Genomic DNA, 13,534 nt, shown 5'->3' with positions numbered 1-13,534 from the left:
CTACTCCTTATGTGCCGCTTGAATCGCGGAAATAACGGCTTGAGCTTTACCACGTGTTTCATCTGCTTCTGCTTGTGGGTCTGAATCATAAACAACCCCCGCACCAGCTTGAACTTGCGCAATACCATCTTCGACATAAGCGGCACGAATGACAATACAGGTATCGAGATCGCCTTCACCAGTCAGGTAGCCAACCGCACCGCCATAACTGCCACGACGAGCTTTTTCTACATCACGAATCAGTTGCATGGCTCGAATTTTTGGTGCACCAGTCAGCGTGCCCATATTCATGCAAGCTTGGTAGGCGTGCAGTGCATCGAGATCGTCTCTTAATTGACCGACTACGCGTGACACAAGATGCATTACATGACTGTAGCGATCGACCTTTAATAGATCGGCCACGTGCCTTGTCCCTGCTTGAGAAATGCGAGCGACATCATTACGTGCAAGGTCGACCAGCATCATATGTTCGGCGTTCTCTTTTTTATCGCAGCGTAATTCAAGTTCAATGCGACTATCTAGATCAAAATCAATGCTGCCATCAGGGCGTTTTCCGCGGCGGCGAGTGCCTGCGATGGGATAGATCTCGATTTGGTTAGTTTCTGTCGCATATTTTAATGCACTTTCAGGAGAGGCTCCGAAGAGAGTAAAGCGTTCGTCTTGCATGTAGAACATGTACGGGCTTGGGTTACTCTCTTTTAATTGCTTATAAGCGGCAAGCGGGGAAGGGCAAGCCAGCGTGAAACGACGTGACGGTACTACTTGGAAGATATCGCCTTTCACCACGTATTCTTTTAAATCACGAACGGTATTACAAAATGCCTCATCAGTGACACTAGGCACGACATTAAGGTTGGCAATTGTTTTTGCTTTAGGCAGCGGCTTTGGTGCAAGGCTTTGCTCAGCAATAGCCGCTAAACGTGCTTTCAGAGTGACACGAACCTCATCTGTGGGCTCAAATAAACTGGCTTGTAGCTGACAAACTTCGGTCTGGTGGTCAATGACCATCAGAGTTTCAGCTACATAAAACACATAGTCAGGGCATTGGTTTGTCGCTGCTGCATCACCAAGTGGCTCAAAGTTGGCCACCAAATCGTAGGCAAATAAACCGCCAAGAAAAAGAGCGTGTTTATCTTGGTTGCTGAGGTCAAAGCTGTGCTGAACAAGGCGCAATGCATCAAAAGAAGAGGCTTCACGTAAGCGTGAATCTTCATCTAACGTATCGCACGCAGCATGAAATTCGAGAGTTAATGTATCGCCTTGAAGATGGTGTGTAATGTCCGCTTTGATATTACGGTGCAAGTGCTCAATAAGATGTTGCCCATTATCACTTAATGCCTGAAAGGTGACAACGTGACCAAAGCATATAATACGCACTGCGGCATCAATCAGCAGTAGGCTTTTTAAATCTTGTTTTGAATCGATTTCTGCTGATTCAAGCAATAAACAATCGGTTTTTGATTCACAAAGTGAATGGAAAAGACGTGTTGGATCCTGCGTGTATTGAACTGAAATATTCAGCAATTCAATACGTCCTAACTTTTTAATTTTAATGGCCTTGTTCACAAGACATCCTTCATGATTTTTTAAGTTCCTGTCGTTCATACTCGCACAATCCTTTTCATGACCCAATCGACGTTTTAGGCGACTTGCTGTTTTATTGTTCAGTTGAATGTGAGTTGTCCGACAAAATAAAAAGCCCGCTGATGTAAGCGGGCTTCGTGAATATGTGGTTTACTTTTAAAAGTACACGTGAGCCCACCAAGAACTTGACCATGTGCGCCACCAATTGAGCTCAGCAGAAACTGCGCTTAAATTGTGATTATGGTTTTGGTTAAATTCTTGTAACATAGCCAACCTTAGATATGTACTTTGTATTTACGTACTAGTTAACTAGTACTGGAATGAAAAGTCAAGCCTTAAAAACGGCAAATTGAAATTATGAGAATTGATTTACATAGTCACACTACTTTTTCTGATGGAAGACTTTCTCCGCAAGCGTTGATTGATAGGGCGTTGAGCTTTGATATCGAAGTACTCGCCATTACTGACCACGATACCATCAATGCTTTAGCCATGGCTCATGACTATATCGAACAGAATCAGCTACCTATTCAACTTATCGATGGTATTGAAGTTTCGACCGTTTGGCAGAATAAAGACATCCACATTGTAGGGTTAAATGTCGATCCTAAATCTACACCGCTGATGGCTTTAATAGAGCAGCAGCAGAATCACCGTGTTAAACGTGCTGAACTGATTGCACACCGCTTACAAAAATCAACTCGTGAGGGGGTGCTCGAAGAAGTACAAATGATTGCTGGGGAAGCTCCGATAACCCGTGCTCATTTCGCCAAATGGTTGGTAGAGCAAGGGTTTGCCAAAAACATGCAGCAAGTGTTTAAAAAGTTTCTTACCCGTGACAAGCCAGGCTATGTACCACCTAACTGGTGTTCAATGAATGATGCCATCCAAGCGATCCACGGTGCCGGAGGGCTGGCAGTGCTGGCTCACCCGGGGCGATATGACTTGACGACCAAGTGGCTCAAGCGCCTAATAACCGCATTCGTTGAAGCCGGTGGTGATGCAATGGAAGTGGCGCAACCACAACAAGCGCAACAAGAACGACGCAATTTGGCGGATTATGCTATACAATACAAACTATTAGCTTCTCAAGGCAGTGATTTTCATTACCCCTCACCGTGGATGGAATTGGGGCGAAACCTTTGGTTGCCTTCTGGAGTCGAACCTGTCTGGAAAGATTGGGGTTTAAACCCTATAGATAGAGTCGAGAGACTCGATAATGAGGAATTACAATGAGCCAGTTTTTTTACGTTCATCCAGAAAACCCACAGGCGCGCTTGATCACCCAAGCGGTTGCTATTATCCGTAATGGTGGTGTTGTCGTATACCCAACGGATTCAGGTTACGCACTAGGCTGTCAGTTAGAGAATAAGCAAGCTTTGGAGCGTATCTGCCAAATTCGTCGCCTTGATGATAAGCATAATTTCACCCTATTGTGCCGCGACTTATCTGAGCTCTCTTTTTATGCTCGTGTCGATAACACCGCTTTTCGTCTGTTAAAAAACAATACACCGGGCGCGTATACCTTTATTTTCAAAGGTACCAAAGAAGTCCCGCGTCGTCTTATGAACGCGAAGCGTAAAACTATCGGTATCCGTGTTCCGGATAACCGTATTGCTTTAGATTTATTGGAAGCATTGGGTGAGCCACTGATGTCGACATCACTCATTCTGCCAGGGAACACACATACAGAGTCTGATCCTGAAGAAATTCGCGATCATCTAGAACATGCTGTCGATGTAATATTAAACGGTGGTTACTTAGGCGAACAACCGACGACAGTAATTGATTTTAGCGATGATGAAATGGTAATTACTCGCGTTGGGGCTGGTGATCCAACACCATTTGAGTAGATAATCAAAACGGGTGCTTTTTGACGTAGAATTTGAGATACTGTGCGGCCGCGATTTTGGGGTCGCATTTTTTCATTCGACGTCTGTGAAGACGACACAAAGGTAAATAAATGAGCGAAAAGTTACAAAAAGTTTTAGCACGAGCAGGTCATGGTTCTCGTCGAGAGTTAGAAGCGTTGATTAGAACAGGGCGCGTAAGTGTTAATGGCAAGGTAGCTACGTTAGGCGAACGCCTAGAAGATGACAGCGCTGTTGTACGAGTTGATGGGCATGTTGTGTCAATCAAAGCGCCAGAAGAAGTTGTGTGTCGTGTTCTAGCTTATTACAAACCTGAAGGTGAACTGTGTACCCGCCATGATCCAGAAGGCCGACGTACGGTGTTTGATCGCCTACCAAAAATTCGTGGTTCTCGTTGGATCTCTGTTGGCCGTCTTGATGCCAATACTTCTGGCCTATTGTTGTTTACTACTGATGGTGAACTGGCTAACCGTTTGATGCACCCAAGCCGTCAGGTTGAGCGTGAATACTTGGTGCGAGTTTTCGGCGAAGTGAACGAGCAAAAAGTACGTAACCTTGTAAAGGGCGTACAACTTGAAGATGGTATGGCTCGCTTTGAAGATATTGTTTATGCTGGTGGTGAAGGTATGAACCATACTTTTTATGTGGTTATCAACGAAGGGCGTAACCGTGAAGTTCGTCGTTTATGGGAATCTCAAGAAACAACCGTCAGCCGTTTGAAACGTGTTCGTTATGGTGATATCTACCTTGATAAGAAATTACCTCGTGGTGGTTGGAAAGAGCTTGATCTTAAAGATGTCAACTACTTACGTGAACTGGTCGAACTGCGTCCTGAAAAAGAAACGATGCTTGATCTAAGTAAAGACAACACGTCGCGTAAACGTGAACGCTCACGTAGCCAGAAGATTCGTCGTGCTGTTAAACGTCATGAAGAACGCGTGACAACGACAACAGGTAAGCCGAAAAGTACTCGTACAACCAATGGGACTACAACAGGTCGTCGTAAACCTGCATCAAGCACGCGTAATAGCGGTGCAGAGCAAGGTGGACGCAAACCCAATGGTCGCAGCCCAGCAGGTAAGGCGAAAGCACCTCGTCGCCAGTCTTAATGTTTACATTGAGATAATGAAGTTTTAAAAATCCCGAGCAAAGCTCGGGATTTTTATTGGTAGCTTTGGGATTGTTGATGAAAGCGTAAGTCTTCTTATTTCAGAACTTGGTGATCGTAGGATCACCAAGCCTTCACCCTTACAAACTTTGATTGAGTTGGTAGTAACGACCTTGCTGAGCTAATAAAGCTTGGTGACTGCCGTATTCAACTATCTCCCCTTGTTCAATCAAACAGATGGCATCCATTGATTCTAACTCGACTAAGCGATGGGTAATGAAAATGACGGTCTTGTTGGCAAAGTGTTTTTTAAACAACGCGGTGATTTGCTGCTCCGTTTGTTTGTCTAAACCTTCTGTCGGCTCATCCAATAACAGAATCGAACCATTATGCAAAAATGCACGAGCAATACCGATACGGCGCTTCTCACCACCAGAAAGTTGACGACCACCTTCACCAAGCCAAGCATCTAAACCCTGGTCTTCAAGTAGTTTGGTTAATCCGACTTGTGTTAACGCATGTGCTAGTTGCTCATCCTTGGCTGTTGGATTGGCCATCGCTAAATTGTCACGCAAGGTACCATTAAGCACGTCAACCCGTTGACTAACGACACTGATGGTTTTTCTCAGATCACTTTCATTCCAATTTTTAAGTGGCGTACCGGCAATCGCAATCTCACCTTGTTGAGGATCCCAGTAGCGAGAAAGCAACTGCATTAATGTTGATTTTCCAGAACCAGTCTGGCCAACAATTGCAACACGATGACCTGCGGGAATATGCAAATTCACATTGTTTAATACTCTTTGGTCACCATCAGGGTAGTGAAAGTTTAGATTTGAAAACTCAATATCAAATTGGCCGCTATGAGAAGTAGTTGTAGTTGGAAATTGAACTTCTGGATCTGCCAAAGTGACATCATTTAGACGACGTGCTGAAGTTAAAGTCTGACCTAAATGCTGGAAAGCACCGGCTATTGGCATTAGCAGCTCAAAGCTTGCCATGGTTGCAAAAGCGACTAAGGCGATCATTGGATCGGGTTGGTTTCCTGCGACGCCATCTGCGGCGAGCCAAATGATCAATACTAACGTCCAGCCATTGGCCAGCATCAATAAAGCTTGTGCAAGCCCCGAGAAATGGGCGTTGGCAAACTGGTTGGCGAGTAATTTATTTTGTGCTGAAAGAATCGCTTCACGGTAACGGTTTTCTGCACCAAATAAGGTCAGCTCACTATAACCTTGCAGCCAATCCAATGTCGTAATGCGTAGTTCTGCTTTATGCTGCGTTAGCTCTGCACCATTGCGTTTACCCAATTTGTAGAATAATACAGGCCAAACTAATAACAGCGTCAGTAAAATTGCTCCGAGTATTAAACCTAGCTGTAGGTCAAACCAACATAGGAAAGCGGTGAGGGTTGTAATACCAAAAATGCCGACGGTGACGGGGCTGATCAAGCGCAAATAGACATGATCCATGGCATCAATATCTGCCACTAAGCGGTTGAGTAGGTCGGCATCTCTTAAATTAGATACTTTCCCAGGGATAAGTGGAGCAAGCTTTTGGAAAAAGAAAATACGTAGATCGGTTAGTAGTTTGAAAGTTGCATTATGACTTACGACTCGCTCTCCCCAACGCCCTGCGGTTCGGCCCATCGCGAACCCTCGCACAAACGTGCCGGGTAGCATGTAATTAAAGGTTTCTCGGGCAATGGTTAAGCCTGCAATTGCTGCTGCGGATAAGAACCAACCCGAAAGAGTTAATAGACCAATAGAAGCAAACAAGGTTAAGAAGGCAAGAAGCATTCCCAGCGATAAGCCGAACCAGTGTTTTTTATACAGTTTTAGATAAGGGATAAGATCACGCATCAAGGTTCCCCTTATTGTTTTCATCTAAGGCTTGGTTAGCTGACAGCATATCGGCAAATAACCCGGCTTGTTGACTGAGCGAGGTGTAATCACCGCTTTGAACAATCTTTCCATCATCCATCACCAAGATTTGTTGTACCGACTTCAGCGGTGCAAGTTGATGTGTCACCATCAATGCGGTTTTATCGATAATTTGGCTATTTAAACCTTTCATCACTAACTGTTCACTGCGCGCATCTAAACTGGCTGTCGGTTCATCAAGCAACCAAAAGTTACCGTTTTGCAGCATAGCGCGTGTGAGTGCTATACGTTGAGCTTGCCCGACAGACAAGCCGCCAGAGCGATCGGTAATAGCGTATTCAAGACCGTGTTTATCTACAAATTCAGCGGCGAAAGCATTCTCTAAGGCCGATCGAACCGTATCATCACTTAAGTCGTTTTGGCCGAGTGTAATATTTTCGTAAATGGTCCCATGTAATAGAAGCGGATTTTGTCCGACCCAACTGATCTGTTTACGCCAACTGCTGTGATTAATTTGACTCAGTTCAATGCCATTGATAGTTAAACTTCCTTGATAGGGCATAAAGCCAAGAATTGCATTAATTAAGCTGGTTTTTCCTGCACCGCTTGGGCCAACTAGCGCCGTGGTTGTTTGGTCATCAAGGGTAAATGAAAGCGGGCCAACCAGTCTCTTGCCTTCGGGGCTGAACACTTCGAGCTCTCGAGCTGTGATTTCTATATGTTTTACATCGTCTAAAATGTGATCGCCTGATTTTACTTTACTCACGTCGGTTTCTAAAAACTCGACAATACTTTCCGCAGCGCCAACGGCTTGTTGTTTGGCATGATAGAAGGTACCTAAGTCGCGCAGTGGTTGGTAAAATTCTGGCGCGAGTATCAAGATAAATAGCCCCGAAAAGAGCGTAATACTGGTTCCGTAGTAGCCGAAATTCAATTCACCAATAAAGCTGAAGCCAAAATAGACCGCAGTAATAGCGATGGAAATTGAGGTAAAAAACTCCAATACCGCTGAGGATAGAAAAGCAATCTTCAAGACATCCATGGTGCGAGTACGAAATACTTCGGATGCACCTCTGAGCTGCTCGGTTTCTGCTTGCGTGCGATCAAATAAACGAATCGTTGTCATTGACTGTAAGCGGTCATAAAAATGCCCAGACAAACGTTGTAGTGCTTTAAAGTTTTTGCGGTTGGCGTCCGCCGCTTTCATGCCAACCAACGCCATAAACATCGGCACTAATGGTGCGGTGATGAGGAAAATTAAACCGGCAGCCCAGTTAACGGGAAATACCACAATAAGGATAATGAACGGAATCAGTACTGACAGTGACATTTGCGGAAGATATCGAGCAAAGAAATCTTGCATATCCTCTACTTGTTCGAGCAATAACGTTGCCCATGAGCCAGCAGGCTTTCCTTTTATATAGGCAGGGCCAAGTTCACGTAGTTTATCTAAAATGAGTTGACGGATATAAATGCGGATCTGTTCTCCGCAGCGAAAACCGGCAATTTCACGTCCCCAAGCACAAGCGGCTCGGATCGCGATGGTGGCGGCTAAGCCAACAAAATAGGGAATGAGCTCTGCTTTATCGACATGTTCAATAATCAGTTGATGCAGAATGGAGGCGAGGAGTGCGGCCTGAGCCAGCAAAAACACACTTGATAGTACGCCAAGGCTGACAGCGATCATCAACCAGCGTTTCGCTAGTTTGCTCTGCTGTTTGAGCCAATTATTCAAGCTACGTTGTTTTTTCTTATCCATTTCGAAGGCTTAATGATAATTATTATGTAAACGGAAGGGCGCTAGTATACAAAATAAAGCCCAGTGGATATACCACTGGGCTGTAGGGTTTTGTTATAAAACTGGAAAATAACCTTTTGTTTACTTATTGTTTAGGCCATCTAAATAGCGTTCTGCATCAAGAGCGGCCATACAGCCAGTACCTGCAGAGGTAATTGCTTGACGATAATTATTATCCATTACATCACCAGCGGCGAAAACACCTTCGATGCTGGTTTGTGTGGCGTTGCCGTTAAGACCTGATTTTACAACGATATAGCCATCTTTCATTTCAAGTTGGCCTTTGAATATTTCAGTATTTGGCTGGTGGCCAATAGCAATAAATGCCCCCATTACATCAAGCTGTTCCGTTTCATCAGATAGTGTATGCTTTAAACGAACACCAGTTACACCCATATCATCGCCTAATACTTCATCTAGTGTTCGGTCGGTATGAAGGATGATATTGCCGTTTTCAACCTTATCCATCAGGCGGTTGATTAGGATCTTTTCTGCGCGGAATGAATCACGACGATGGATAAGATGTACTTCAGCTGCAATATTTGACAGATACAGTGCTTCTTCTACGGCAGTATTACCACCGCCGATAACCGCTACCTTTTGATTACGGTAAAAGAAACCATCACAGGTTGCACACGCTGAAACGCCACGTCCTTTAAAGGCTTCCTCAGAGTCTAAACCTAGGTAACGCGCCGATGCACCGGTTGAAATAATAAGAGCATCACAACTGTATTGTGCGCTATCACCTTTTAGCTGAAATGGGCGTTGTGATAAGTTCACTTCATTGATGTGGTCAAATATGATTTCAGTTTCGAAGCGCTCGGCATGCTCTTTCATTCGCTCCATTAAAGCAGGGCCTGTGAGGCCTTCGGCGTCTCCTGGCCAATTTTCAACTTCTGTAGTGGTCGTTAATTGACCACCTTGCTGCATACCGGTAACGAGAACTGGATTAAGGTTAGCGCGAGCCGCATAAACGGCAGCGGTATAGCCTGCAGGACCAGAACCAAGAATAAGAAGTTTGCAATGTTTTACGTCGCTCATGTGCGCTCCAGTATCGAAAAATTTGATTCGATTGTAGGGAATATGTATGGGTAATAAAAGAATTAACAAGAGGGTTTTTAGAAATAAATAGTTATATGCCTAGAGACATTTGGTATGTCTAATGACCTTACTGATGCAATGATTTACCCAAAAGCTCAAGATATTGTATAAGCCAATCTTTGGGCAACTAACTTACTCAGTGATCCCCGAACCTAGACTAAGGATATTCGGTAGACATATACATAGTGGCACTTATACTTGTCTTTTCTTCTTTGTATTTGATACTAAAAATTAGAATTTGTTTTGAAATGTTCGGCTTTCTAATTTGGCACATCAAATTAACGCTTATTTAAAAGGTTGCCAATGAAAGAGTTAATTATCCACATTATTACAGTGTTCATGGGCTTTTTTGCCATCATGAATCCGATAGCAAATACACCTATATTTCTTGGGCTAACCAGTGGCGACGATAGAGATACCATTAAATCGATAGCATTTAGATCGGTGTTTATTGCATTCATTATTGTGTCGATTTTTGCAATATCAGGAAAAATCATTTTTGATATGTTTGGTATCACTTTGTATGCGTTGCGCATTACTGGCGGAGTGATCGTGTTTTTGATCGGCTATCGTATGCTACAAGGTGAATCTTCACCAAATCATGATGAAAAAAAAGCCGAGGCGGTACGGAAAGATAAAGATGTCGCACTAGGGATCGCAGTTTCACCCTTGGCTATGCCTATTTTGGCAGGCCCTGGCACTATTGCGACAGCGATGAACTTCGCAACTGAAGGCGGCGTTGCTGAAACCGTTGTCACTATTATCGCTTTCGGATTATTGTGTGTATTGACCTGCATACTTTTCTTGTTTGGTGAACGCTTTGTTAAAGCGATTGGACCAAGTGCACTTAATGTAGTAACACGAATGATGGGTTTGATACTGGCTGTTATTGGTACTCAAATGTTGCTCGAAGGAATCCATCAAGCTTACCAATCTTTAGGGTTTTAATTTATGTGAATGAGTGAATCTCCATCGACATAGATATATTGTGTTGATGGGCAATGAATGCTCAGTCCGTACCCTGGTAACGTCAAGTTGCTAGGGAGCGTTTCTGTTCATTATACTGTTTCCGTGTCAATGCTCTGCACCATGCCTTCTTCATTTTAGTTTTAGACTTTCCATATTTAAAATGGTCATTAACTGACTGATTTTTATCTATTAAAATCTTAATCTAGTGACCTTGTCTAAATAATCAATAGTGAATGCAGTCTTTTTGGTTTTTGTGGCCAATATATAGTGGTTTTTTGGTTTTATATTTTTTATTTGACTAATTTATCGGAGTTAATGTTCGCTATATCTTGAATTTGTAATATTTCAACGTATCCTTTATGTGAATTTATTGTTAAATAAACTTTGAAGGTATGTGCTTTCATTAAGGAGTCGATGATGTTAAACGCACACGAAAACACCCTGCATATTACTCGATTGAGCCAAGAGGCGATTCAACAATTAGCGCCATCGTTTGCTCAACTGCCTCATACAGAACATGCGGACGGACAATACCGTTTACGTCGTTATTCGGTGATTCGATTGATTGATGGAACAGTTGAAGCACTGGATAAGCACGATTTTATGCAAACGGATCAAATCAATCATTTTCAAGGCAACGTGATTCGCCATTTTGATCCCATTTTGCCTTCAACACTACAAAGCCCAGCAATGAATGAAGTGTGTACTCTGTTCGTTCAATCTAATGGATTGCCCAATGGGCAAGAAATTGAAATTCACCAAATTCGCATTTCAGCGGTTTATGATGAAACACAAGTTGCTCCAGAAGGGGTTCATCAAGATGGTTTTGATCATATCGCTTTGGTTGGCATAAATCGTCATAACATCGTGGGCGGTGAAATCATGTTGTATAACGACAGTCATGAGGCTCCTTTCTTTCGTAAGATTTTAGATAATGGTGAAGTTGCGATGCTTGCTGACAGTAAATTGTGGCACAACGCCAGCCCAATTCGTTCTATTGAACATGGTGAGGAAGGTCATATGGATGTGTTTGTATTAACGGCAAAGGGTGGTAAAAATGACCTTCACTCCTGAAAAAGTTCGGTCACAGTTTGATGCATTGTCTCAAGAGTATAACGGCAAGCCAGTCTGTTTTTTAGATGGACCCGGTGGATCTCAAGTTCCTCGCACTGTATTAAGATCAATGACTCAATATTTAGGGTACTTTAATTCCAATTTAGGTGGGCATTTTTTTTCTAGTAGAAACACAACAGATTTAATGCAGCAAGCACGTGAATCTGCACAAGCTTTGCTTAATGCTGAATCATCGGGGAATATTGTCTTTGGTGCGAATATGACCTCTCTGACATTTCAGCTTAGCCGCGCCATTAGCCGTGATTGGCAACCCAATGATGAAGTGATTGTGACCGCTCTAGACCATTATTCGAATGTCTCTAGTTGGCAACAAGCAGCGCAAGATAAACAAGTTATCGTTCATCAGGCCAAAGTTGATGAAGGTGATTGCTCGCTGGATATCGAACATCTACTTTCGCTGCTAAATAGTAAAACTAAATTAGTTGCGATCACTTATGCATCAAACACGACAGGCTCGATAGTCGATGTAAAGCGCGTTATTGACGCTGCGCATCAAGTGGGAGCGATGGTTTATGTTGACGCTGTTCATTACGCTCCTCACCATTTGATTGATGTTCAGGCTTTAGGCTGCGATTTTCTTGCATGTTCAGCGTATAAGTTTTTTGGACCACATGTAGGGATCGCCTACATTGCCTCACATTGGTTACACGCGCTGAGACCTTACAAAGTAGAGCCTGCCACTAATATTGGTCCTGGCCGTTTTGAAACCGGGACGCAGAGTTTTGAAGGGTTAGCTGGCGTTATTGCTGCGGTGGAATATTTGGCTCAATGGGGCGATCCAAGCCGTACTCTCAGACAGCGTTTAGTAGAGAGTTTTGCGCAATATAATCAGCATGAGCGTCAATTAAGCGAGTATTTTCTATATAAACTGCGGGCATTAACGTCAGTTACGTTATACGGTTTTGATAAAGCTGACAGCCAATTACGCACACCAACTTTTGCTATTCGCTTAGCACATCATCATCCTGAGATCATAGCGAAAACCTTGGGTGAGCATAATATTTGTGTATGGAATGGGCACTTTTATGCGCTAGGTTTAGTACGTCAGCTTGGTCTGGAAGAAAGCGGTGGTGTTGTGCGTATTGGTTTTATGCATTACAACACACGAGATGAAATAGACCGACTATTTGCTGTGTTATCAACGTTTGATTAAAGAGAGTCAAAAACCTCATTCAGCGAATGAGGTTTTCTTTAAATAGAAGCAATGTTAGTTGGAAACCTCAACTTCATATGAGGTGAATTTACGAATGTTGATTACGCCGGTGTCAAACAGCAAATATTGACCTTTGATGCCTTGTAAAACGCCGGATACGACAGGTTTTTTATCAAAATTATGTGAGACTATTTTTTTCGGATGTTGTCCTACCGGGTATTTGATAGCAGTTATATTCTCATTTAAAGTTTGGATCGCATCTTCACTAAATTGCACTTTTAGTTGCGCAATTTTGTCCTCAATCAGAGGAAGTAACTGGGCAAATTTAGTTTCAAGAGTCATGGGCTCACCATCACCTTTCAGTAATTCACGCCAATTTGTTTTATCAGCAATATGTTTTGCAAGCTCTACCTCAACCAAACCTGAAAGATAACGTGTTTTCACTTTGAATATTGGTAACCCTTGCGTTGCACCTTGATCAATCCAACGTGTTGGAATTTGCGTGTGGCGGGTGATCCCTACTTTCAAACTGGAGGTATTAGATAGGTAAACATAGTGGTCAACCATGCAGTTTTTGTCTGCCCATTCAGGTTCACGGCAAGTTCCTTGATTATAGTGACAGGTTTCAGGTTTCATGATGCACATATCGCAACTAGCGAGTTTTCTCATGCATACAAAACAATGCCCTTGAGAATAACTTTTCTTGGTTTTTTTGCCGCATGAACAACAATAAATATTACCCGTGTGAGTGAGTGTTAATGACTGGCCGATGAATTGATTGAGGCCAATCAATTCATCCCCTACCGGTAGTTGGTAAGAGACGTGATCATTGAGGCTAGAATGTAATTTCTTCAGTGTACCTGTCGCTAAGAGAGACATGACATATACTCATTATTGTTAGTTTGAGTCATTCTAACAGAAAAATAGTTGGCT

The 13,534-nt window shown here is 43.1% G+C and carries 12 protein-coding genes and 1 other annotated feature; of the genes, 6 read left to right on the top strand and 6 right to left on the bottom strand.

Going from position 1 to position 13,534, the window contains the following annotated elements; translation table 11 throughout:
* Positions 1–1,566 (bottom strand): anthranilate synthase component 1, encoded by a 1,566-nt coding sequence (locus AACW06_RS10405; RefSeq protein WP_192075001.1) that lies wholly within the window; start codon positions 1,564–1,566, stop codon positions 1–3.
* 124 nt (positions 1,567–1,690) lie between these two features.
* Positions 1,691–1,794 (bottom strand) — a sequence feature (Trp leader region).
* Positions 1,741–1,851 (bottom strand): Trp operon leader peptide, encoded by a 111-nt coding sequence (locus AACW06_RS10400; protein ID WP_192075000.1) that lies wholly within the window; start codon positions 1,849–1,851, stop codon positions 1,741–1,743. It overlaps the preceding feature by 54 nt.
* Before the next feature lie 90 nt (positions 1,852–1,941).
* Between AACW06_RS10400 and rnm the strand changes: the two genes are divergently transcribed.
* The 3 genes from rnm (at position 1,942) to rluB (ending at position 4,564) form a co-directional block, all read left to right on the top strand.
* A complete protein-coding gene (gene rnm, locus AACW06_RS10395) occupies positions 1,942–2,820 on the top strand; it encodes an RNase RNM (protein ID WP_192074999.1) in 879 nt (292 codons plus the stop codon).
* Positions 2,817–3,437 (top strand): L-threonylcarbamoyladenylate synthase, encoded by a 621-nt coding sequence (locus tag AACW06_RS10390; protein WP_192074998.1) that lies wholly within the window; start codon positions 2,817–2,819, stop codon positions 3,435–3,437. The genes rnm and AACW06_RS10390 overlap by 4 nt, the downstream gene beginning before the upstream one ends.
* Positions 3,438–3,547: 110 nt before the next feature.
* A complete protein-coding gene (gene rluB / locus AACW06_RS10385; RefSeq protein ID WP_192074997.1) occupies positions 3,548–4,564 on the top strand; it encodes a 23S rRNA pseudouridine(2605) synthase RluB in 1,017 nt (338 codons plus the stop codon).
* 139 nt (positions 4,565–4,703) lie between these two features.
* Here rluB and cydC read toward each other — a convergent pair whose 3' ends face one another.
* The 3 genes from cydC to trxB all read right to left on the bottom strand — a co-directional run bounded on the left by cydC (position 4,704) and on the right by trxB (position 9,285).
* On the bottom strand, positions 4,704–6,425 hold the full coding sequence (cydC, locus tag AACW06_RS10380) for a heme ABC transporter ATP-binding protein/permease CydC (RefSeq protein ID WP_192074996.1): 1,722 nt from the start codon (positions 6,423–6,425) through the stop codon (positions 4,704–4,706).
* Positions 6,418–8,205, bottom strand: a complete 1,788-nt coding sequence (cydD, locus tag AACW06_RS10375; RefSeq protein ID WP_192074995.1) for a heme ABC transporter permease/ATP-binding protein CydD — start codon at positions 8,203–8,205, stop codon at positions 6,418–6,420. The genes cydC and cydD overlap by 8 nt, the downstream gene beginning before the upstream one ends.
* Positions 8,206–8,325: 120 nt before the next feature.
* Positions 8,326–9,285: a thioredoxin-disulfide reductase gene (gene trxB, locus AACW06_RS10370; protein ID WP_176245700.1), complete on the bottom strand. Its 960-nt coding sequence runs from the start codon at positions 9,283–9,285 to the stop codon at positions 8,326–8,328.
* Positions 9,286–9,648: 363 nt separating this feature from the next.
* On the opposite strand from trxB, the gene AACW06_RS10365 reads away from it, so the two are divergent.
* The 3 genes from AACW06_RS10365 to AACW06_RS10355 all read left to right on the top strand — a co-directional run bounded on the left by AACW06_RS10365 (position 9,649) and on the right by AACW06_RS10355 (position 12,601).
* Positions 9,649–10,293 carry a MarC family protein gene (locus tag AACW06_RS10365; RefSeq protein WP_176245701.1) on the top strand — a complete coding sequence of 215 codons (645 nt, stop codon included), beginning with the start codon at positions 9,649–9,651 and terminating at the stop codon, positions 10,291–10,293.
* Positions 10,294–10,731: 438 nt separating this feature from the next.
* Positions 10,732–11,388, top strand: a complete 657-nt coding sequence (locus tag AACW06_RS10360; RefSeq protein ID WP_176245702.1) for a 2OG-Fe dioxygenase family protein — start codon at positions 10,732–10,734, stop codon at positions 11,386–11,388.
* Positions 11,372–12,601, top strand: coding sequence for a cysteine desulfurase-like protein (locus tag AACW06_RS10355; protein WP_192074994.1), 1,230 nt, complete (start codon positions 11,372–11,374; stop codon positions 12,599–12,601). The genes AACW06_RS10360 and AACW06_RS10355 overlap by 17 nt, the downstream gene beginning before the upstream one ends.
* Before the next feature lie 54 nt (positions 12,602–12,655).
* Here the strand turns inward: AACW06_RS10355 and AACW06_RS10350 are convergent, their stop codons facing one another.
* Positions 12,656–13,480: a DUF2797 domain-containing protein gene (locus AACW06_RS10350; RefSeq protein ID WP_192074993.1), complete on the bottom strand. Its 825-nt coding sequence runs from the start codon at positions 13,478–13,480 to the stop codon at positions 12,656–12,658.
* Positions 13,481–13,534 lie beyond the last annotated feature (54 nt).

Origin of the sequence: Vibrio sp. S12_S33 (assembly GCF_963889785.1) — a bacterium.
GTDB classification, from domain to species: domain Bacteria; phylum Pseudomonadota; class Gammaproteobacteria; order Enterobacterales; family Vibrionaceae; genus Vibrio; species Vibrio aestuarianus.
This window is presented reverse-complemented; position numbering and strand designations above follow the sequence as displayed.